This window comes from Noviherbaspirillum sedimenti (assembly GCF_003590835.1).
In the GTDB taxonomy this organism is placed as follows: Bacteria; Pseudomonadota; Gammaproteobacteria; order Burkholderiales; family Burkholderiaceae_D; genus Paucimonas; species Paucimonas sedimenti.
The window spans coordinates 1,105,061-1,127,620 of sequence record NZ_QYUQ01000002.1 but is presented as its reverse complement, the minus strand read 5'-3'; the positions used below and the strand labels follow the sequence as shown (position 1 = coordinate 1,127,620).

At 63.0% G+C, this 22,560-nt stretch carries 14 protein-coding genes; 5 read left to right on the top strand and 9 right to left on the bottom strand.

Annotated features, from left to right (window positions below; genetic code table 11):
- Positions 1–62: 62 nt before the first annotated feature.
- Positions 63–1,691: a galactose oxidase early set domain-containing protein gene (locus tag D3878_RS05285; protein ID WP_158592188.1), complete on the bottom strand. Its 1,629-nt coding sequence runs from the start codon at positions 1,689–1,691 to the stop codon at positions 63–65.
- A 488-nt stretch (positions 1,692–2,179) separates the two neighbouring features.
- On the opposite strand from D3878_RS05285, the gene D3878_RS05280 reads away from it, so the two are divergent.
- Complete coding sequence (locus D3878_RS05280; RefSeq protein WP_158592187.1) at positions 2,180–4,207, top strand: RICIN domain-containing protein; 2,028 nt, start codon at positions 2,180–2,182, stop codon at positions 4,205–4,207.
- A 44-nt stretch (positions 4,208–4,251) separates the two neighbouring features.
- Here the strand turns inward: D3878_RS05280 and D3878_RS05275 are convergent, their stop codons facing one another.
- Positions 4,252–5,457, bottom strand: a complete 1,206-nt coding sequence (locus D3878_RS05275; protein WP_119784517.1) for an MFS transporter — start codon at positions 5,455–5,457, stop codon at positions 4,252–4,254.
- A gap of 100 nt (positions 5,458–5,557) precedes the next feature.
- Between D3878_RS05275 and D3878_RS05270 the strand changes: the two genes are divergently transcribed.
- Positions 5,558–6,445, top strand: coding sequence for a LysR family transcriptional regulator (locus tag D3878_RS05270; protein ID WP_158592186.1), 888 nt, complete (start codon positions 5,558–5,560; stop codon positions 6,443–6,445).
- A 16-nt stretch (positions 6,446–6,461) separates the two neighbouring features.
- Here the strand turns inward: D3878_RS05270 and D3878_RS05265 are convergent, their stop codons facing one another.
- Entirely contained in the window at positions 6,462–9,122 is a 2,661-nt protein-coding gene (locus D3878_RS05265; protein ID WP_119784515.1) for a bifunctional acetate--CoA ligase family protein/GNAT family N-acetyltransferase, read from the bottom strand.
- A gap of 52 nt (positions 9,123–9,174) precedes the next feature.
- Between D3878_RS05265 and D3878_RS05260 the strand changes: the two genes are divergently transcribed.
- Positions 9,175–9,630, top strand: coding sequence for an acyl-CoA thioesterase (locus tag D3878_RS05260; RefSeq protein WP_119787716.1), 456 nt, complete (start codon positions 9,175–9,177; stop codon positions 9,628–9,630).
- Positions 9,631–9,653: 23 nt separating this feature from the next.
- Here D3878_RS05260 and D3878_RS05255 read toward each other — a convergent pair whose 3' ends face one another.
- The 5 genes from D3878_RS05255 to D3878_RS05235 form a co-directional block, all read right to left on the bottom strand.
- On the bottom strand, positions 9,654–10,952 hold the full coding sequence (locus tag D3878_RS05255; RefSeq protein WP_119784514.1) for an NAD(P)/FAD-dependent oxidoreductase: 1,299 nt from the start codon (positions 10,950–10,952) through the stop codon (positions 9,654–9,656).
- A gap of 131 nt (positions 10,953–11,083) precedes the next feature.
- A complete protein-coding gene (locus D3878_RS05250; protein ID WP_119784513.1) occupies positions 11,084–11,698 on the bottom strand; it encodes a TetR/AcrR family transcriptional regulator in 615 nt (204 codons plus the stop codon).
- A complete protein-coding gene (locus D3878_RS05245; protein WP_119784512.1) occupies positions 11,695–13,131 on the bottom strand; it encodes an efflux transporter outer membrane subunit in 1,437 nt (478 codons plus the stop codon). The genes D3878_RS05250 and D3878_RS05245 overlap by 4 nt, the downstream gene beginning before the upstream one ends.
- A complete protein-coding gene (locus tag D3878_RS05240) occupies positions 13,124–16,276 on the bottom strand; it encodes an efflux RND transporter permease subunit (RefSeq protein WP_119784511.1) in 3,153 nt (1,050 codons plus the stop codon). Before D3878_RS05240 ends, D3878_RS05245 begins: the two co-directional genes overlap by 8 nt.
- Positions 16,277–16,288: 12 nt before the next feature.
- Positions 16,289–17,509 (bottom strand): efflux RND transporter periplasmic adaptor subunit, encoded by a 1,221-nt coding sequence (locus D3878_RS05235; protein WP_119784510.1) that lies wholly within the window; start codon positions 17,507–17,509, stop codon positions 16,289–16,291.
- A gap of 288 nt (positions 17,510–17,797) precedes the next feature.
- Between D3878_RS05235 and D3878_RS05230 the strand changes: the two genes are divergently transcribed.
- Entirely contained in the window at positions 17,798–20,152 is a 2,355-nt protein-coding gene (locus tag D3878_RS05230) for a putative bifunctional diguanylate cyclase/phosphodiesterase (protein ID WP_233556235.1), read from the top strand.
- A complete protein-coding gene (locus D3878_RS05225) occupies positions 20,149–21,051 on the top strand; it encodes a phosphate/phosphite/phosphonate ABC transporter substrate-binding protein (protein WP_119784509.1) in 903 nt (300 codons plus the stop codon). Before D3878_RS05230 ends, D3878_RS05225 begins: the two co-directional genes overlap by 4 nt.
- Here the strand turns inward: D3878_RS05225 and D3878_RS05220 are convergent.
- Positions 21,027–22,493 carry an aminotransferase-like domain-containing protein gene (locus tag D3878_RS05220; RefSeq protein ID WP_119784508.1) on the bottom strand — a complete coding sequence of 489 codons (1,467 nt, stop codon included), beginning with the start codon at positions 22,491–22,493 and terminating at the stop codon, positions 21,027–21,029. The genes D3878_RS05225 and D3878_RS05220 overlap by 25 nt on opposite strands.
- Positions 22,494–22,560: the final 67 nt, after the last annotated feature.

The following is a 22,560-nucleotide window of genomic DNA, read 5'->3' as shown; positions in this document are numbered from 1 at the left end:
TTTCAGTTAAAAGCCCCGGCACGCCGGGGCGTCCTTGCCGCTACTTCGTTGCCATTTTTTTTCTAGCGAATCTGGATCGTGTTCGCAATGCTGGGCACCCCGTCCGCATTCATCGCAAACAACATGTAGTAACCAGGTGGAAGTATTCCGCGGTTGGCGGGAATGGCCAGCTGGTGACTGCGACCATCGACGCTGCTTGACTGCAATGGCACGCGTCGCTGGTCATTGTTGATCGAATGTGTAACTGCGGAAAGACGCATCAATACGAAAGCGTTCACCGTGACGTTGGTGGTGACGGTAATGCTTGCGCCATAACTGCCCGTGGTCGGCGCCGAGGTGATGGCGGGGCGGGATGCGGCCGTGCCATCGGCCATGAGGAGGTAAGGCGGCGTCAGGATTTCCACATTCGCGTGGTTGGTCGTACAAGCGCCGCACAGGCCGCCGCCGCCAACCAGCACGCGGCCATCCGGCAGCAGCAGTGAAAAGCTGTGGTAGTTGCGCGGCACCTGCATGGCCGACAGCTTGCTGAAAATTTCCGTTTTCGGATCCCATAGCTCGGCCATCAGCACCGAGCTGTCGTCGGAAAACAGTTTGACGTAGGTCTGGCCGCCGGTAATGACCACCTGGCCGTTCGGCAGCACCACGCTGTTATGCATGGCGCGCGCATAGTTCATCGTCGCTATCTTGCGCACCGAGACGTTGTTCATGTCGATGAGATAGGCGGCATTGTTGCTATCGGCGTCTTCGTAGGCGGGAGCCCCGCCGATTTTCAGGAGCTTGCCGATGTCATACAGGACCGCGTTGCCGTTCATGCTGTAGGCATCGTTACCGCGCGTGCCGGCATTGACGACCTGGCCGTTGGCCGAGGTGTCGATCCAGTGCATGTTGGCCCCGGGGCCCGCATGGAACACCCGGCCATTGGCCTGCGCGAACAACCAGAGATGGTTGTCGCCGCGATAGGTGCCGCGCGGGTCGGGACCGATGAACGGCGCGATCGGTATGCCCGACATTACGCGCCACCCGGACGGGCTCCAGATCTCGGCGTCCTTGGCGGATGCGCCGCCGCTCCAGGCGCCCCCCAGCGTCAGCACCGAACCGTCGGCCAGGATCGTGTTGCCAGGATAGCCGCGCGGTATGTTCATCAACGGTCCGGTGGTCCAGGCATCGTTGGCCGGATTGTAGAAGGTGGTTTTCTGGCTGCTGCTGCCGCCGTTGATCAGGATTCTGCCGTCGGCAAGCATGGTCGTGCCGGGGCAGAACATGTCGTGCTGGGTTTCCGTGACGACGCGCTGCTGGCTGGTGCGGGATGCCGGGTCGAAAATGGCGGAGTAAGTCTGTCCCCAGGCGTTTTCGTCGCCAAAGTTATCGGGCGCAAAGGCCGACCATGTAAGCACCTTGCCGTTCGGCAGATTGGCGGCGGCCACCGGCACGATCGGCAAGGAGATAACATCGCTCCAGGACGAGCGGGTATGCGGGATGGCGGGAGGTGCGGTGGTGCTGGTGGTCGAAGCGGTGCTCGTGGTGACACTGTCGGATGTTGTGCTGGTCGTTGGCGCGGTCGTCGCGGATGCGGCGGTGCCGGGCGCAGCGGAGGTATTCGATGCCGAACCGCCGCCGCCGCATGCCGTGCACAGTAATAGCGATGCCATGAGTGTCGTGATGCGCTGCTGATGCTGTCGATGATCGTGCATGGTCATTCCTTCCGAAGGCGGGATCCGGCGCGCTAATCGAAAGCGGTACGCCTGCCGCTCGTCATGTCAACGAAAACAGGTAGATTTTCGGGCTCAATATAGTCGCTCCTGCATCTGAAAAGTCGTGATTCGTAGAATTGATGAGTTCGATCAAATCACGTGCAGCGGCTGGTCCGACCAGCATATGCGCAGCATATGACTCCGGGCGAAGCTGCCTGGCGCCATACGTGCATCTGGCTTGGGATGTGTTGAAGTTTGCTCGGCGTTTGCGCGATCTCAATCGCTTTATGTTGCGTGAGTCACGTATGAATTGCCGGTTTGATTTAATCGAGATCCATCTGATGGCAAGCCGCTTACATTCTCCTTGAAGCAATGCATCAGGACCGATGGCGCAGCTTGGCGCCTGTCGTTTTTTTTCATGACGGATCGTCAGCAGGAAGATCCATGACCCAATCCTTGCCATGACTTTTGCAATATCCCTGCCACTTGTGAAACTTCTGGCCATCGCCCTGGTTGCGCCCTTGCTGCTTAATTGTTCCGGTGGTTCTTCCGGTGGCACGGCCGCAGGTCAAGCTGCCGTCGCGGATGGCGGTCCGGTCGACGCGGCGCCCGGCAGCACGCCGCCGGCAGATACGCCGCAAGCGGCGCTTACGGTGACGGCAATCGAAAATGCCAAGGCGGGCAGCAGCGGATGGCAACTAGTCAATCCGGCCGTGAACCATGAAATCGAAGGCTATGCATCGCTGACCAGCGTCAACCGTGGCGGCGATATCGATTTTCTGGTCAATACTTCTGCAGCGACCTATAACATCGAGGTCTACCGCATGGGCTATTATGGTGGCGCCGGTGCGCGCCTGCTGCAATCGGTTGCCAACATCGCGCGCCAGGACCAGCCCTTGCCTTGCCTGAATCCTGACAATGTCATCGAATGCGACTGGAATGTCAGCCTGCGCCTGCACATCCCCGATGCCCAGACCGACCCGAAGTCGAGCGAATACTGGGCCAGCGGCATCTATCTTGCCAGGCTCAGCACCAATACCACGCCGGTGAAGGACAGTTATGTCATCTTCGTGGTGCGCGACGACGCCAGGGCGGCACGCTATGTGCAGCAACTGCCGGTGAGCACCTATCAGGCCTACAATTTCTGGGGCGGGAAATCCCTGTACACCGGCTGCGAGACGCATCCGAACGGCTGGGGTTGCGGCCCCGGCCAGCTGCCGGCGACTGCCGTGTCCTTCAACCGTCCATATGGCCGTGGCGTGAATGCGGCGTCCAGTCCGGGGGTGGGCGCTGGCGAATTCCTGACGAACGTGCAGCCGGCGCGCGCCGGCTACATGATCAGCAATGCCGGATGGGATTACAACATGCTGCGCTGGGTGGAAAAGCAGGGTTACGACACCAAGTACATCAGCAACCTCGACTTGCATGAAAACAGCGCGGTGCTGCAACAGGCCAAGGCCTTTGTGTCGGCCGGGCATGACGAATACTACTCCAAGGCCATGTGGGACCGCCTTGTCCAGGCGCGGGCAGCCGGGATCAACCTGGCTTTCTTTTCCGCCAACCAGATTTACTGGCAGGTGCGATTCGTCGATGGCGCGTATGGCGCTACCAAAAAGAACCGCATCATGATCTGCTATCGCGGCGGCGGCGACCCGGTAACCGACAACAACCTGACCACTGACCAGTTCCGCTTCCTCGGGCGTCCGGAAGCCGGCCTGGTCGGTAACCAGTATGTCACCGATCCGGTCGTCGGCGATATCACGATCAGCAACGCCGGTCACTGGCTGTTCGCGCAAACCGGCGCGACCGACGGCGCGCTGTTGAAAGGCTTGCTCGGCTATGAAGTCAATTCCTACATGGAAGGCATTTCGCCGGCGCAAACCAAAAGGCTTGCGAGTTCGCCCTTCACCTTCAATGGCGCGAACATGACCAGCGACGTGACGTATTACGTCGATCAATCGACTGCGCAAGTGTTCTCGACGGGCAGCATACAATGGTCTTGGGGGCTGGACGCTTATATCCCGGGCAATCTGCGGCCTGACTACACCAGTCCGGTGGCGCAGGCATTTACCGCCAACCTGTTTGCCGCCATCGGTGAACAGAACCTGGCCACGCTTGCACAGCCGGCGGCCGGCCTCGTGCTGGGCATTCCGGCAGGCGACCTGAGCGGAGCGCAGGTGCTGGCCAACGCCGCCGCCTCCAGTCATTCGAGAATCAATCAGTGGCGCCTGGTGGCCAGCGGCGACAGCGATTACTACCATGTGGTGGCGCGCGCCAATGGCTTGTGCCTGCAGGCCCTGGCAACGAGCGCCGGCGCGCAGGCGGTTACGCGCGACTGCAGCGGCGCGGATCGGCAGAAATGGCGTTTTGACGCCGTCGACGCAGGAATGGTCCGGCTGGTGGAGAAGGCCGCCGGACTGTGCCTGCAGGCGCCGGGCGCACCAGGCCCGGGGCTGACGGTGGAAGCCTGTGGCAACAAGGGCAGCCAGCATTGGGTCCGCACCGCGCTGAACTAGCGCGGCCGGGCGGCCGGGCCGCCATGCGGCTGCGGAGCAGGGACTCAGGCCGGCGCGAGAACAGCTTGCCGGCGCTTCATGACATGCCAGGCAGAGACCGCCGCGACCACGCCCGCGAGCAACAGGAAGCTCAACGGGAAACCGCCATGGTCGGCGACCATGCCGAAGGCGGCCGGCAGGACGCGCGTGCCAAGCTCGTACGCCAGCAATACCCAGTTTGCCCAGGCGCCGCGTTCGGCCGGCTCGGCTTGTCTGAGCACGTAGGCGGTGCAGCTGGGATAAAGCAGGCTGTAGGCGCCGCCGTAGGCGATGGCGCAGGCGGCAAACTGCGCCGGCGTGCGGGCCTGGCCCAGCACCGCAATTGCCAGCGCGAGCACGACAAAGCAGGCGACCACCACATGCAATTCGCGCGGGCCGCTCAAGTGCTGGCTGAACAGCAGCCGGGTCAGCATGATGGTGAAAAAGCTGGTGGTCAGAAAATAAGCTGGCGAAAACGCCATCTCCGGCGTTTTCGCCAGCCACATCGGCACGAATTGCAGTGGTACGCCGAACGCCAGTCCGAGCATCCCCATGAGAATGAAGATTTCGACCATCCTGCCATGCAGCACGGTACGCCACGAGCGTGCGCCCGGCCGTGCTCGTGGCGGTGTCCGTGCCTGCGCCGGTGGCGCCGCATTGAGCACCGCTGCAGCAGCGGGCAGGCGGCTGGCCAGGACCAGGCCGATCAGCGCCAGCAGCATGGGGACCCAGAACACGCCATTGGTGCCGAGCACCGGCTCGGTCAATGCCGATACCAGGCTGCCCAGGCCGATGCCCAGTTGCGAGCACAGGGTCATGTAGGCGATGCCTTGCGCATAGTGCGTGCTCGGGGCGATCGTGGTGGCGCCGTTAAGGAGCGTGACGAAGGACAGGGCGTAACCGAAGCCGCTCAGGAGCATGGCCGGCAATAGCAGGGTCAGGTTCGATGCCAGGCCAAGCAGCAGCAATTGCAATGCATGGCAAGCCAGGCCGAGCCGCAGCATTTGTGGCGGCGGAATGGTTTGGGTAAGCCGTTTTCCCAGCAAGGCTACGCCGAACACCGGCAGCACCGACAAGATCAGCAGCAAGCCGGCATCGGTTGCGCTGCCGCCGAGCGCATTGACCAGTCGCGCCACGTAAAACTGCGCGCCGAGCACGCAGCCATAGATCAGGGTCAGGCCCAGTACAATGGCCATTTTGCGGCGCTCGTCGTGCGCCATTTGCTGCCACATTATTTTATCTCCATTTTTCTTTCGAACATCGCATAATTATTTACAATGTTCAAGGTTAACTAGAATTGTTATTTATATTGTGAATATTCAGGACGTCGACTTGAATCTGCTGCCGGTGTTCGAGGTGGTGTATGCAGAACGCAATCTCTCCCGTGCCGCCAAGCGGCTCGGCCTGACCCAGTCTGCTGTCAGTAATGCGCTGGCACGCTTGCGTGAAGCGCTGGGGCAGCCGCTGTTCGTGCGGGCCGGGCAGGGCGTCGCGCCCACCGCCTATGCCGATGCGATTGCTGCGGATGTCATACGCGCGCTGGAAGGCTTGCGCGCTTCGCTGCGGCCGGTACGCTTCGACCAACGCTTGTCCAACCGGCGCTTCACGCTGATTTGCAGCGATTATTCGATTGCGGTGATCCTGCCGCCAGTGCTGGCCCGGGTGCAGCTGCTGGCGCCGCAGGCGGAGCTGCAGGTGGTGTCCAAGCATGATGGCAAGGACTTCGGCCAGGCGTTGGCGCAAGGCGAGGCCGACCTGGCGCTGGGCGGCATACCATTTCTTGTCGGGACGATGCGGCAGCAGCGCCTGTTCGAGGAAAACACCGTGGTGCTGGCGCGGCGCGGCCATCCGGCGCTAGCCGGCAAGCCGGGGCTGGAAGTCCTGAACCGCTACCCGCATGTGCTGGTCAACCCTTATGGCAACTGGCTGCCATGGGAAAATCTGGCGCAAGTCCAGGGGATCAGCATCGATCCGCGCTTCGCCGTGCGCATGCAGACCTATCTCGCCGCGCCCTATCTGCTGGAATCGACCGATTACCTGGCCAGCTGCCCGCAACGCCTGGCAGCTTTGCTGAGCCGGCATTTTCCGCTGGCGGTGCTGCCGTTGCCGACGCCTCTGGTGACGACGCCGATCGGGCAATACTGGCATGAGCGTTCGCAGGAAGACCCCGGGCATCAATGGTTGCGGCAACAGGTCTACGAGGTATGCCAGGGGATCTGATGACGGGCCCGGCACATTACAGTTCGCGGCTGCACAGGCGGAAATCGGGGTCGTCGCCATATTTGCCGACCTTGAACTCGAGGCTGCGCATGAGCTTGAGCATGGGTGCGTTGCGGTTCAGTACGATGCCGGCGATGCGCTTCAATCCCTTGCTGCGCGCGACGTCCATGATCGACAACATCATGCGCGTGCCCAAGCCTTGGCCATTGAAGTCGTCGGCCACCACCAGCGAGAATTCGCAGCTGGTCGAATCCGGATTGGTGATGTAGCGTGAAATGGCGATGACACGTTCGGCGCCGTCGGGGCCGGGGTCGCGATGGATCGCCACCAGGGCCATCTCGCGATCATAGTCGATCAGGGTGAAGCGCGCCAGCATGCGTGCCGACAGCTCGGAGACGGCGGTGGCGAAACGCAAGTAGCGGCTTTCATGCGACAGTTGCCGCACGAACGCTTGCAGCATGGCGCCATCCGACGGGTGCAGCGGGCGCAGCGTGTAGCAGCCGCCACCGGGCAGCGGCCATTCCCTTTCCTGTTCCGCCGGGTAGGGCAGGATCGCCAGATGGGCATACTGGACCGTCTCGGATGGCGCATGCTCGACCACGATCCTGGCGTCGACCACCAGCGCGCCGGCGGCATCGACGATCACCGGATTGATGTCCATTTCGCGCAATTGCGGCAACTCGCACACCATTTCCGAGACCCGCATCAGGATGCGCTCCAGCGCTTCGCGGTCGGCCGCCGGCGCACCGCGCCATTCGTTCAGGGTCTCGGCCGAACGCACGCGGCTGATCAGATGCTGTGCCAGGAAGCGGTTTAGCGGCGGTAATTCGATGGCGCGGTCGGCGATCAGTTCGATCATGCGGCCGCCGGTGCCGAAGGAAATCGCCGGGCCGAAGGGTTCTTCGGTGGACAGGCCGATATACAGTTCGCGGCCGTGCGGCTTGCCCGACATGTTCTGGACGGTGATGCCGTTGATGCGGATGTCCGGCAGCCGGCGTTTGACGTTGGCCATCATGGTCTGCCAGGTATCGCGCACTCCTGCGGCATTGTTGACGTTGAGGGCGACGCCTTCGACATCGGACTTGTGCGGAATGTCGGGCGAGTCGATTTTCAGGGCGACCGGATAGCCGAGCTGATTGGCGATCAGCATGGCTTCGTTGGCCGAGCGCGCCAGGATGGTGCGGGTGACCGGAATGCGGAATGCCGCCAGCAGGGCTTTCGATTCCATTTCGGTGAGGACCTTGCGCCGTTCGGCCAGCACGGTTTCGATCAGGATGCGGGCGCCTTCGATATCTGGCTTGTCGAATTTTGACAATGGCGAAGGCGTCTGCTGCAGCAACTGCTGGTTCTGGTGGAAGGACGCGGCCATGTCGAAGGCCTCGACCGCCGCTTCCGGCGTGCGGAAGGTCGGGATCGAGGCCTGGTTGAGGATCCTGCGCGCCGCCACCACCTGTTCGTCGCCCATCCAGCAGGTGATCACCAGTTTGCCGAAGGACGGCTGCAGGTCTGCCAGGGCTTGCGCCACCGCGGCGCAGTCCAGCCCCGGACGCGGCGACAGGATCGCCAGCACGCCGTCGACTTCGTTGCAGGCCGCCAGGGCGATGACGGCCGCGCGGTAATCCTCCGCGCTGGCGTCTTCGCTGAGGTCGAGCAGCGGATCGAGGCTGGCTTGCGCCGGCAACTGCGGCGCGAGTTCGGCCAGCGCGGCCGGCGCCAGCGTCGTCAGCGTGACACCGAGGTCATTGGCCCAGTCGGCCGCCAGGACGCCGGGGCCGCCGCCGTTGGTGACGATCGCCAGGCGTTTGCCTTGCGGGCGGTGGCGCGCCGACAGGCATTTGGCGATGGTGAACAGCTGCACGAAGGAGCGCACCCGCACCGCGCCGGCGCGGCGCAGGGCGGCGTCGAACACGTCATCGCTGCCGACGATGGCGCCGGAATGGGTCAGTGCAGCTCTTGTGCCGGATGGCTGGCGGCCAGCCTTCAGCACGATTACCGGCTTGGCATTGGCAGCCGCGCGCAGCGCGCTCATGAAGCGGCGGGCGTCGCGAATGCCTTCGAGGTACACTACGATACTGTGGGTGGCGCGGTCATCGGCGAGGAAGTCGAGTACATCGGCGACATCGACGCCGGTATTGGGGCCAAGCGAAACCACCGTGGAAAAGCCGACGCCGTTGCGGCCGGCCCAGTCGAGCACCGAATTGCTCAGGGCGCCGGATTGCGATACCAGCGCCAGCGATCCCTCCTGCGCGAAGGTGCCGAGCACGCTGGCATTGAGATGCAGCCTGGGACGTTGCAGCCCCATCGTATTCGGTCCCAGCAGGTGCATGCCGTGGCGCCGGGCGATGGCATGCAGTTCCTGCGCCTGGCTGGCATCGATGGCTTTGGACAGCAGCAGCGCCGTCTTGCTCTGCATGCGCCCGGCCATTTCAAGCGCCGTGGTCAGGTCGGCGTCGGGCAGTGCGATGAGCGCGAGGTCGGGCGCGGATTGCGCCGGGCCGGCGAGGACGCCTTCGGCGCCGATGTCGAGAAATTCAAGGCGGCCGCTGTAGCCGGATTCGCGGAGGTTTTGCAGCGCAAGCTGGCCGCAGGCGCTGCTCGTTTCAGGCAATTCCGCGGTGTGCGTGAGCACAACGATTGAGCGCGGTGAAAAGAGCGGAGTAAGATAATGCTTTTCCATAATACTCCCGGAAAAACCCCATTTTAAATCAAAGGAAGATCCGTTGAACCAATTGAATTTGCCCAATCATCAGCTCACCATGACGGTGTTGATGACGCCGGATATGGCCAATTTTTCCGGCAATGTCCATGGCGGCGCCATCCTCAAGCTGCTCGACCAGGCCGCCTACGCCTGCGCCAGCCGCTATTCCGGCAGCTATGTGGTGACCTTGTCGGTCGATCAGGTGACCTTCCGCCAGCCGATCTATGTCGGCGAACTGGTGACTTTCCTGGCTTCGGTGAACCATACCGGCAATACCTCGATGGAAATTGGCATCAAGGTGATTACCGAGAATATCCAGGCGCGCACGGTGCGCCACGCCAACAGCTGTTTTTTTACCATGGTGGCGGTGGACCAGTCGGGAAAACCGACGCCATTGCAGCCGCTGGCGCCATCCACGCCCGATGAAGAGCGGCGCTTCGCCGCGGCCAAGGCCCGCAAGGAAATGCGTCGCGCCGCTACGGCCTGAGCCTGCCGCAGGAACGCGGCGTATCAGTGCAGTTTCACCAGGGCGGTGGTGCGCTTGACGAGGAAGCGGCCCACCGCCAGAACGCCGGTGCGCATCGTTCCCAGCACTGCCTGATGGTGCATCAGGTGCAGGCTGACATACATGGTGCGCGCAAACAGCCCCTCCACGAACCAGCTCAGGCCTTTCAGCGAGCCCATCAGGCTGCCGACGGTGGTTTGCTGGCCGATCGATACCAGCGAGCCATAGTCGCGGTAGGCATAGGGCTTGTCCGGCGCAGGCTTGCCGTCTGCCTGTCGCAGCAGGGTGTCGTTAAGGTAATCGGCCTGCTGGTGAGCGGCCTGGGCGCGCGGCGGCACCAGCCTGCCTTCAGCGCCCGGGCAGGCGGCACAGTCACCCAAGGCATAGATGTCGGGAAAGCCGGTGACATTGAGGCGATCGGTGACTTCGATCTGGCCCGCCTTATTGGTCGGCAAGCCGAGGGTTTGCAGGAAATCGGGAGCCTTGATGCCTGCGGCCCAGACGCAGATGTCGGCCGGGCGGGTAAGGCCTTCGGCATCGGTCAGGCTGTTGGCCTGGATGTCGACCACCCGGCATCCCGTGACCACGGTGACGTGACGCTTCGCCAATAGCCGCGCGGCTGCGCTGGAGACCCGTTCCGGCAGCGGCGCCAGGATGCGCGGCGCCCCCTCCAGCAAGGTGATGCGCACATCTTTGGCGGGGTCGAGCCGGCGAAAGCCGTAGTCGGCATAGACGCCGCTGGCTTCGCGCAGTTCCGCCGCCAGTTCCACGCCGGTGGCGCCGCCGCCGATGATGACGATATCCAGGCCGGCATCCGGCTGCAGATCCTTGCGCAGTTCCGCCATGGCCAGCAGTTCCAGCAGTTTTAGCCGGAACCGTTCGGCATCATCGGTGGCGTTGAGCGAGATGGTGTGTTCGCGGGCGCCGGGCACGCCGAAATAATTCGAGATGCTGCCGACCGCAATGCACAGCGCCGAATATTCCAGATGGCGCTCCGGCAGGATGGTTTCGCCGCTGTCGCCACGGACCGCCGAGACAGTCAGCCGCTTGCTGGCCGACTCCAGCGCCGTCAGCGCGCCATAGACGAAGGTGAAGCCATTGTCGTGGGCCAGCATCTGGTAGGACAGGCCTTCCTGATGGATATCCAGGGTGCCGGCGGCGACCTCGTGCAGGGAAGGCTTCCAGATGTGGTACAGGCGGCAATCGACCAGGCTCACCTGTTCGCGGCCGAGCTTTCTGCCGAGCTTGCATGCCAGTTCCAGCCCGCCGGCGCCGCCGCCGACGATGACGATTTTGTTTTTCATCTCAGACCTTGGCGCTGAAAACCAGCGGCGCGAATTCCAGGTCGCTACGGTCAAGCGGGTGTTTAATCATATTAAGCTCCTTGAGAGTGGATCGTCGGATGGCAGTCGCAATCCCCGGCTGCCGCTTGATTTTACGTGGAAAACAGTCCATCCACGAAATCCGCGATGGCGGCTTTCAGTTCCTCCAGTGGCGTGTCTGGTTCGCGCAGCGCCCGGACCGACAGTCCTTCGAAAAAGGTTTGCAAGGTAATCGCACGGACGCGCGCAAGCTCCGCCGACAAACCCTTGCCGCCGGCGGCGACGCTGGCCGACAGCCAGGCGGCAAGCTCATGGCGGATTTCCTGATCGCAGGTGCGCAGGCCGGCGGCGATCATCGGGTCGCGGCTGGCCTCGGCGCTCATTTCCAGGAACAGCGCGGCATTCACCTGGCACGGGTCGGCATCGCGCCAGAGGAGGAAAGCGTTGAACGCCGCTTCCTTGAAGTCCGGTGCATCGTGCAGGGAACGGATGTTGGCTCGGGAACGTTCCAGTTGCCGCTCCACGATCGCCAGGATGATCGCGCTTTTGCTGGGAAAATAGCGGTAGATCAGGCCCGGGCTCATGCCGGCGGTTTCGGCGATCAGGGCCATGCCGGCGGCATGGAAGCCATGCTCGATGAAGCATTTCTGCGCAGCGCAGAGGATGCGCTCGCACTGGGCTTGCGCGCGTCCGCTGACTTTGGCGCCGGGCTGGGCCTGCGCAGTCATTTGCTGCTTTCCTGCCAGCCGCCGCCCAGCACCTTGTAGAGGGTGACGCGGTTGGCCTGCTCGGCGAGTTGCGCTGCAACCAGTCCCTGCTGGGCGGCGTACAGGGTGCGCTGGGCATCCAGCAGATTCAGGAAGCTGTCGCGACCCTGATCGTAACGCGCCTTCGACAGCGCATGTGCCCGTGTAGCCGCATCCAGCAGCGATTGCTGGGCGGCGCGGCGATCGGCCAGGGTGCGCGTCAGCGCCAGCGCATCGGCGACTTCGCGAAAGCCCGACTGGATCGATTTCTCGTATTGCGCCAGGGCGATGTCGCGGTCGGCCGTGGCCATGCCCAGGTTGGCGCGCAAGCGGCCGCCCTGGAAGATCGGCAGGCTGATCTGCGGAATGAAGCTCCAGATGCGGGTGCCGGATTCGAACAGGCCCGACAATTCATTGCTGGCAGTACCAATGCTGCCGGTCAGCGAAATCGACGGGAAGAAGGCGGCGCGGGCGGCGCCGATATTGGCGTTGGCGGCGCGCAGCAGGTGCTCGGCCTGCAGCACGTCCGGGCGGCGCAGCAGCACTTGCGATGGCAGTTGCGCCGGCAAGGCGGTCAGGCCCGAGACCGCCGGGTCGAAGCCTTGCGGCAGCAGGGCCGCTTCGACCGGGGCGCCGACCAGCAGCCGCAAGGCGTTGGTATCGGTTGCCACCAGGCCGGCATAGCGCGCCATATCGGCGCGCGCGGTTTCGACCGTAGTTTGTGCCTGGTTCAGATCGAGCGCCGACACCGCACCGAGCTGATGGCGCTTGACGATCAGGTCGTAGGCCGACTGCTGGTTGTCCAGGGTGGCCTGCGCCACCCGCTGCGATTCGAGGTCGGCCGCCAGCGTCAGGTAGACATTGGCGATTTCGGCGATCAGGCTAAGCTGGGCGCTGCGGCGCGCTTCTTCTTGCGCGAAGAAACGTTGCAGCGCGCTCTGGGAGAGATTGTGCACGCGACCGAACAGGTCCAGTTCGAAGGCGGCGCCGACCGCGGCGCTGTAGACGCTGCCGGGATTGGCGACATTGCCGCCGGTGCGGTTCAGTCCGACATTGGCGGCCACCGCAGGGAAGCGGTCGGCGCGCTGGATGTTGTATTGCGCGCGGGTGCGTTCGACGTTGAGCACCGCCACCCGCAGGTCGCGGTTGTTGTCGAGCGCGCGGGCGATCAGTTCTTCCAGTTTGGGATCGGTAAAGAAATCGCGCCAGCCGATGTCCGTCACCGCCTGTTCGGCGGCCGGTGTTGCCGCCGACGTGGCCGCCGGCGTTTTTGTCGCTGCGGCAGTGGTCGGCGGCAGCGGCCAGTCGGCCGGAATCGATGCATTGGCTGCCGGCAGTTGCGGCTCCAGCATGGCGCAGCCGCTGGCGGCCAGCGCTACCGCCAGCGCCAGGGTGGTGAGCAAGGGTTTAGTCATGAGATGGTACTCCTGCTGCAGGTTCGGCAGCCGCTACGGATGGTTTTTGGCGGGCGAACAGACGTTCGACCACAACGAAGAACAAGGGAATGAAGAACACGCCGAGCACGGTGCCGGCGATCATGCCGCCAACCACGCCGGTGCCGATCGCGCGTTGCGCGCCGGAGCCGGCGCCGGTTGCCAGTGCCAGCGGCAGCACGCCGAGGCCGAAAGCCAGCGAGGTCATGATGATCGGCCGCAGGCGGTCGCGTACTGCCTTCATGGTCGCGGTAATCAGGTCCATGCCGTGCTCCAGGTTGGCCTTGGCGAATTCGACGATCAGGATCGCGTTCTTGCTCGACAGACCCACCGTGGTCAGCATCGCCACCTGGAAGTAGACGTCGCGCGGCATGCCGGCCAGCGAGTTGGCCAGCACGGCGCCGAGAACGCCGAGCGGCGCCACCAGCAGCACCGCGGTCGGAATGGTCCAGCTTTCATACAGTGCGGCCAGGCAGAGGAACACAATCAGCAGCGACAGCGTGTACAGCACGGTGGTTTGCGAACCGGCCTGGCGTTCCTGATAGGACAGGGCAGTCCACTCGATGCCATAGCCCGCCGGCAGTTGCGCCGCCAGCCGCTCGATTTCCGCCATGGCGTCGCCGGAGCTGACCCCCGCCGCGCCTTCGCCCTGGATTTCCATCGCCGGCACGCCGTTGTAGCGTTCCAGGCGCGGCGATCCGTATTCCCAGCGCGAGCTGGCAAAGGCCGTAAAGGGCACCATCTTGCCGTCCTTGCTGCGCACCGACCACAGCTTGAAGTCTTCCGGCGCCATGCGGAATTTCGCATCGGCTTGCATATAGACGCGCTTGACGCGACCGCGGTCGATGAAGTCATCGATGTACTGGCCGCCCCAGGCAGTGCTGAGCGTGCTGTTGATGTCGGCCAGCGAGAGGCCGAGCGCGGCGGCTTTTTCATTATCGACTTCGATGCGGAACTGCGGCGTATCTTCCTGGCCGTTCGGGCGCACCTTGCTCAGTAGCTTGCTTTGCGCGGCGGCGCCGAGCAACTGGTTGCGCGCGGCCAGCAAGGCTTCGTGGCCCTGGCCAGCGTTATCCTTCAGGAAGAAGGCGAAGCCGGCAGCCGTGCCCAGTTCCGGCATGGCCGGCGGTGCAAAGGCGAAAGCCATGACATCCTTGATCTGGCTGAAGGCGCCCATGGCACGGCCGGCGACGGCGTCGACGCCCATCCCGGCGGACTTGCGCTCGCTCCAGTCCTTGAGCTTGATGAAGGCGATGCCGTTGTTCTGGCCAGTGCCGGCAAAACTGAAACCTTGTACGCTGAAGACCGATTCCACTACGCTTTTCTCATTTTCGAGGAAGTGCTGTTCGACTTTACGAATCGATTCCATGGTGCGCTCCTGCGTGGCGCCGACTGGCGCCTGCACCATGGCGAACAGGATGCCTTGATCTTCCGGCGGCAGGAACGAGCTGGGCAGGCGCATGAAGAGGAAGGCCATCACCGCCACCAGGGCGAGGAAGATCGCCAGGAAGCGCTTGCCGCGGCCGATGATGCCGCGCACGCCGCGCTGGTAGCCGTCACTGGTGCGCTCGAAGTTACGATTGAACCAGCCGAAGAAGCCGCGCTCGCCATGATGGTGTCCCTTGGCCAGCGGCTTGAGCATGGTCGCGCACAAGGCAGGCGTGAGCACGATTGCCACCAGCACCGACAAGGCCATGGCCGAGACAATGGTGGCGGTGAACTGGCGGTAGATGATGCCGGTCGAGCCGCCCATGAACGCCATCGGCACGAACACCGCCGACAGCACCAGGGCGATGCCGACCAGCGCACCGGTGATCTGGTCCATCGATTTGCGGGTGGCTTCCAGTGGCGACAGGCCTTCCTCGCTCATGATGCGCTCGACGTTTTCCACCACCACGATGGCGTCGTCCACCAGCAGGCCGATCGCCAGCACCATGGCGAACATGGTCAGCATGTTGATCGACATGCCGAGCGCGGAGAGTATGCCGAAGGTACCCAGCAGCACCACCGGCACGGCGATGGTGGGGATCAGGGTGGCACGGAAATTCTGCAAAAACAGGTACATCACCAGGAACACCAGCAGGATCGCTTCGGCCAGGGTCTTGACGACGCCCTTGATCGACACTTCCACGAAGGGTGTGGTGTCGAATGGCGTGACCGCGGTCATCCCCTGAGGGAAGAAGGGCTTGAGTTCCTTCAGCTTGGCCTGCAGGCCGGCGGCGGTATCCAGCGCGTTGGCGCCGGTCGCCATCGAGATGGCGATGCCGGTTGCCGGCTTGCCATTGTAGTGGGTGAGGAATTCATAATTCTCGGCGCCGATCTCGACGCGGGCGATGTCGCCGAGCTTGAGCACCGAGCCGTCCGGGTTGCTGCGCACTACGACGTCGCGGAACTGTTCCGGCGTCTGCAGGCGGTCTTGCGCCGAGATCGTCGCGTTCAGTTGCTGGCCGGCGATCGATGGCGCGCCGCCCAACTGGCCGACTGCGACCTGGGCATTTTGCGCCTTGATCGCGGCGATGACTTCGGCGGAGGCGAGCTTGTAGGTGTCGAGCTTGTTCGGATCGAGCCAGATGCGCAGGGCGTACTTGGAACCGAAGACCTGGATGTTGCCCACGCCCGGCACGCGTGAGAGCGGATCGACCAGGCTGGTCACGACGTAGTCGGCGATGTCATCCTTGTCCATGCTGCCGTCTTCCGAGACGAAGCCGATCACCTGCAGGAAACCGCTCCTCGACTTGCTGACGTTGACGCCCTGGCGCTGCACTTCCTGCGGCAACAGCGGCATGGCCAGCTGCAGCTTGTTTTGAACCTGCACCTGGGCGATGTCGGGGTTGATCTTGTTGTCGAAAGTCAGGGTGATCTGCGCAGTGCCGGTGGCCGAACTGTTGGCCGACATGTAGATCAGGCCATCAAGCCCTTTCATGTTCTGCTCGATGATCTGCGTCACCGAGTCCTCGACTACCTTGGCAGAGGCGCCGGGATAGGTTGCGGAAATTGCCACGGTGGGCGGCGCAATGGTCGGGTACATCGAGATCGGCAGCTTGGTGATGGCGAGGCCACCTGCCAGCATGATGATGATGGCGAGGACCCAGGCAAAGATCGGGCGATCGATAAAGAAACGTGCCATGAAATTCTCCGCTTATTGTTTCGCAGCCGCGGCAGCCGGCTTGGCTGCTGCTGCGCCGGCCGCCGTCGGCTGGGCCGGGGCGGCATTCGCGCCGGCTTCGACCGCCTTGACCGGCACGCCGGGCTTGATTTTCTGCAGGCCGGCGACGATCACGCGGTCGCCTGCGGCCAGGCCGTCATCGACCAGCCATTTGTCGCCGATGGTGCGGCTGACCTTGACCGGCCGCACTTCTGCCTTGCCATCCTTGCCCACGACCATTGCGGTGGTGTTGCCCCTGGGGTCGCGCGCAATGCCTTGCTGCGGTACCAGGATGGCGTTGTCGCGCACGCCGTTGCCGACCACTGCGCGCACATACATGCCCGGCATCAGAATGCTGTCGGGATTGGGCACGGTCACGCGCAGCGAGAAGCTGCCGGTGCCAGGGTCGACGCTGACGTCAGAAAAGGCCAGCTTGCCATCGTGCGAGTAGCGGCTGCCATCCTCCAGCACGATTTGCACCGGCACGTCGCCAGACTTCGATAATTTTCCTGCGGCCAGGTCCTTGCGCAGTTGTAAAAGCTCGCTGCTGGATTGCGTCAGGTCGACATACACGGGATCGAGTTGCTGCACAGTGGCCAGCGGCGCCGCCTGGTTGGCGGTCACCAGCGCGCCTTGGGTCACACTGGACTTGCCGATACGGCCACTGATGGGCGAGGTAATGCGGGCATATGCGAGGGTCACGCTGCTGCCTTGCAGTGCCGCTTCGGTTGCGGCGACGTCGGCCTTGGCCTGCGCCAGGGCGGCAGCGGCATTCTCATTGTCCTGCTTGCTGACGGCGTCGATCTTGGCCAGTTCTGCCGAGCGCTGGGCATTCAATTCCGCCGATTTCAGGGTGGCTTTGGCGCGTGCCAGGTTGGCGCGGGCGCTGGCAGTATTGGCCTGGTAGGTGGCGTCGTCGAGTTGATACAAGGCTTGTCCGGCCTTCACCATCCCGCCTTCAGTAAACAGACGCTGCTTGACGATACCGGTGACTTGCGGCCGCACTTCGGCCAGCAGGTAAGCATTGGTGCGGCCCGGCAGCTCGCGTGTCAGGCTCACTTTCTGTTGCTGCAGCGTCACTACGCTGACTTCCGGTACACCTGGCGCCGGTGGCGGCGCCTGGGTTTTGCCGCAAGCGGCGAGGGCGGCCAGGGCGACAGCGCCCAGCAGCAAGGCACGGGCGGGAAAGCGAGACAATGTTTTTTTTGACAACATGAGTGACCTCGGACAATGAAATGGGTGCGGCTAAGACGATCTAGCGGGCTATATTAACACAAAAGAGTAAATGATCATTCTCTTTTCTTGGGGAAATAAATTGACAGTAGTCTTCAGTTCTAGATCGGTGGCAGTATCTAGATCGGTGGCAGTAACAAGAGTGCGAAACGAATAGGCAAGTAGCGCTCAGTAATGATAATGAAACATTGCCTTGATACAATTAATACAATCTTCCCTGTGTCTGGATTTCCAGCGCGTACCGTAATTCGTTCGTTATCGACCTGAACTTTGCCATTTTCCTTTCCTTACCCGCTGCAGCGTCTGAAAAATCTGATTTTCAGTGAAAAGGCATGGATTTTTGGCGCCTTTGTTCTGGCCGGCCTTGCTACGCTGGTCGTGTGGTCGGTGACGATTTCCCGGGTCGAGAATGAAAAGACGCTGGCGCACGAAAATGCCGTCGCCGAAAGCAGCAATATCGCCGCCATCATCGCCGCCAACCTCAAGGAAGTGTTCGGCAGATCCGAACTCTATGCCAGGATAGGCAAGTCCCTGCTGGAAGGCGATAGTAGCGCCGCCAATTATCTGAATCCCTTGTTTACCGGCGACAACGCTTACTTGTGCATTGCGATCTTCGACCAGCATGGCGGTCTGCGGCATTCTTCCGCCAACCGGCAAACCGAACCGGAACTCGGACCGGTGGTCGCGGCCTATCTGGCGGCGTCCAGTGCCGCCGGTAGCAGGCAGGCGTTACTTATTGGTCGTCCGGTCGCAGCCACCTCCGCTGCCTGGCGGGTGCCGGTCCTGCTGCCCTTGTTTTCTGGGGGGAAGCGGCTGGGCGTGTTTGCCGCCATCATCGATCTCGGCTATTTTTTACGCCTGAACAGGGAAGTTGACCTGGGTGATGGCGGGCGTATCGAAATCATGGCCATGGATGGCTACCAGCTGGCGGAATTGAATGGCGCGACCTTGTCCGCCGGGCGCGACCTGGGCGCCAGCGAGTATGTGAAATTTTCTGCCGGTGCCGCAGCCAAAGGCAAGCTCAGCGCCAGCCGTCCTGGCGAAACGGGGCGGCGCCTGGGCGTCTATCGCCGCCTGGACGGCCACCCGCTGGCCGTGGTGGTCAGTCGCGATGAGGAGGCGGTGGTGGCGAAGCTGGCGCCGCAACACCGGGCATATTATGGGCGCGCCGTCATCACATCGCTGATGTTCCTGTTACTGACGCTGGGCTTGGCGGTGATCGCACGGCGCCAGCACCGGCTCTACAAGGTGCTGTCGGACTCCGAGCAGGAAAAGCGCGGCCTGATCCGGCAGCTGGAAAGCGAAAAGACCCGGGCGCTGCAACTGGCCTCGCATGACCATCTGACCGGAATCGCCAACCGCATGCTGTTTTACGAACTGGCTGCGGCAGAACTGGCGCGCGCCAGGCGCAGCCGCAACTTCTATGCGCTTTTTTTTCTCGACCTGGACAAATTCAAGCTGATCAACGATACGCTCGGCCACGCCGTCGGCGATCGCCTGTTGCAGGCGGTTGCCGCGCGCCTGCGCGGGACCTTGCGCGAATACGATTTGCTGGCGCGCCTGGGCGGCGACGAATTCGTCATGCTGGTGTCCGAAGTGGCGACAGAAGAGGCTGTCGCCAGCATCGCCGCCAAACTGGTGGAGGCAATCTGCGCACCGTTCCTTGACCTCGACGGGCACGATGTCGAGGTCGGCCCCAGCATCGGCATCGCTTTGTATCCACGCGACGGCCAGGATGTGGAAACCCTGCTGACGCACGCCGATACGGCCATGTACACAGCCAAGCTGGCGGGCTGCGCAACCTATCGTTTCCATGACGCCTCGCTGAATGCCACCTCCGCGCGCCAGAACGAATTGCTGGCGCGCTTCAAGCGTGCGATCCGGGACGAGGAATTCTGCCTGCATTACCAGGCGCGCGTCGATCTGCAGGATTTCCATGTGGCCGGACTGGAAGCGCTGGTGCGCTGGCGACATCCGGAACATGGCCTGTTGTATCCGAATGATTTCATCGGCCTGGCCGAGGCGCATGACTTGATCGTCCCGCTGGGGAACTGGGTAATCGAGGCGGCCTGCCGCCAGCTTGCGCAATGGCGGCAGCAAGGCGTGCCGGTGAAGCCGGTGGCGGTGAATGTGTCGGCGAAGCAGCTGAAGGACGATACCCTGCTGGAAACCGTGACCGGCGCGCTGCAACGGCATGGCATTTCCGCTACTTTGCTGGAATTCGAAGTCACGGAAAGTTGCCTGATCGAAGACCTCGAGTTTGCCCTGTCAGTGCTGGACCAGCTGCAGGCGCTGGGCGTGCGCATTGCACTGGATGATTATGGCATCGGCTTTTCCAGCCTGAGCAAGCTGAAAAGGCTGCCGCTGCATGCGGTCAAGATCGATCGTTCCTTCATCCGCGATATCCGCAACGACAACAGCGACGCGGCAATCGTTGCATCCACCATTTCGCTGGCGCACAACCTCGGCTTGATGGTGGTCGCCGAAGGCGTCGAAAGCGTCGACCAGTTGGTGCATCTGAAAACCGCAGGCTGCGACCAGGTACAGGGTTTTTACTTTCAGCGGCCGGCGGCTGCGGCGGAAGTCGCCGCAATCCTGCAGCGCGGAAAATTCACTCTCCTATGATCCGATTTAAGACTTCGCCCGCGCTTGGCTTCAGGCATGGGTTGCTGCGGCTGAGCATTGCCGCTGTGCTCATGCTCCTGGCCGCGCACGCCCTTGCCATCGAATGCGAAAAGCCGCATCACCTGCGTTTTGCCATGGTGCCGCAAGATGACCTGCAAAAGGATATCGCGGCGCACCAGCCCTTGTTCGATTCACTGCAGGCCGCCACCGGCCTGCCGGTCGAGGTAGTCATGCCATCCTCGTACGGCGCCGTGGTGGAAGGCTTGCTGGCGGGCGCCATCGATCTGGCGAACCTGGGGCCGGCAGCCTACCTCAACGCCAAGAAAGCCGACCCGCGCATCACTGCGTTTGCGGCCACCGCCAAGAAAAAAGGCGCTTTTCAGGAAGAAGGGGCGTTCTATACTTCGTTGCTGATCGTGCGTCGGCAAGGGCCGTATACTGCGCTGGAAACCCTGCGCGGAAAAAAGCTGGCCCTGGTCGATCCCGACAGCACTTCCGGTGCCCTGATACCGCGGCAGGAGTTTTCGCGGCATGTCCAGGTCCCGCTAGGAGGATATTTCAGCCAGGTCGGCTACACCGGTTCGCACGACCAGTCCGCGCTGGCAGTCGTCAATGGTCGCGTGGATGCGGCCTTCGTGTCGAGCTACCTGCTGACCTCGCTGGTGGAAGCCGGCAAGGCGAGCGCAGGGGATTTTCGGGTCCTCTGGCGGTCGGCGCGCATGCCGGTCAATCCTTATGTTTACCGGGGCCAGTTGTGCGCAAGCCTCAAGGATAAGATCAGTGCGGTATTTTTAGGACAGAATGGCGCCGGCAACAAGGCCTTGCTGGACAATCTGAAAGCGCTGCGCTTCGTGCCGATCAGCGACGGCGATTATCAGATATTGCGCGACTTGCCCTGATTGCCGGCGGCCGCGCCTGTTTTGGGATCGCTATAGGCGGACACCAGTCGCCCGAGCGTGGCCAGGGCCGCCTCGGCGCGTTCGTCGAGCGGATGACCATAATTGATCCGCAGGCAGTTGGTAAAGCCACGCTGCGCCGAAAACATCGGGCCGGGCGCCACGCTGATGCCGAGGGACAGAGCGTGCCGGTGGATCTCGAGCGCGTTGACTTTCTCCGGCAATTCAAGCCATAAAAAATAGCCGCCGCTGGGGCGGGTAGCCCGCGTACCCGCCGGAAAATGCCGGACGATCGCCTGCATGACGGCGCTCTGTTGCACCGACAGGGCATGGCGCAATTGCCGCAGGTGCCTGTCATAGCCGCCCTTGGCGAGGTATTCGGCCAGCGCTGCCTGCACTGGCGCCGAGACCGACAGCGTGGTCGTCAGTTTTTGCCGCGCCACGGCTTGCGCATAGCGGCCGGGCGCGGCCCAACCGACGCGGTAGCCGGGGGCCAGGCTTTTGGAAAACGACGAACAGTGCATCACCAACCCCTTGGTATCGAACGCCTTGGCCGGCACTGGGCGCTTGCTGCCGAAATACAGTTCGCCATAGACGTCATCCTCGATCAGCGGCACGTCGTGCAGCGTCAGCAATTCGACCAGGGCGCGTTTCTTTTCGTCGGGCATCAGGCTGCCCAGCGGGTTCTGGAAATTGGTCATCAGCCAGCATGCCTTGGGGCGATGTCGTTCCAGCGCCAGCGCAAGCGCGCCCAGATCGACGCCTTCGCGCGGATGCGTCGGCACCTCGATGGCCTTCAGGCCGATCCGCTCCAGCGCCTGCAGCGCGCCGTAGAAACTGGGCGATTCGATGATGACCGCGTCGCCCGGCCGGGCCACCGCCTGCAGGCACAGGTTCAGGGCATCGATGGCACCGTTGGTGATGATGATTTCATCGGTATGCACGTGCAGGCCGTCGATCAGGTAGCGCAGGGCGATTTGCCGGCGCAAACTGGCGTTGCCGGGTGTGATGTCATCGATGGTGCTCCACGGATCCATCTTCTGGATGGCCGTCGTCATGGCGCGCGCCAGGCGGTCGAAAGGAAACAGCAGGGGGCTGGGAAAGGCCGAGCCGAACGGCACCACGTCGCGCGAGCGGGTCGACTCGAGGATGTCGAACACCAGCGTGCTGACATCGACCGGGGTGGAGTCGCCATCCGGGCGGGAGACGATTTCCGGCTCTGGCGGCATCGCCCGGGCGCCGGCAATCACGTAATAGCCGGAGCGCTCGCGCGCGCGGATCAGGCCGCGCGCCTCCAGCAGGTAATAGGCTTCAAACACGGTGGAAGGGCTGACGCCGCGGCTGGCACTGGCCTGCCGCACGGAAGGCAGGCGGTCGCCCAGCTTCAAGACGCCAGTCCGGATCGACTGGGCGATGTCCTCGGCAAGAGATTCGTAGCGTTTCATGGGCAATTAGCGAACGGAATGCCCTGATTGTACCGTGGCTTTTTCCAAGACATGGATCTCCTTGCGC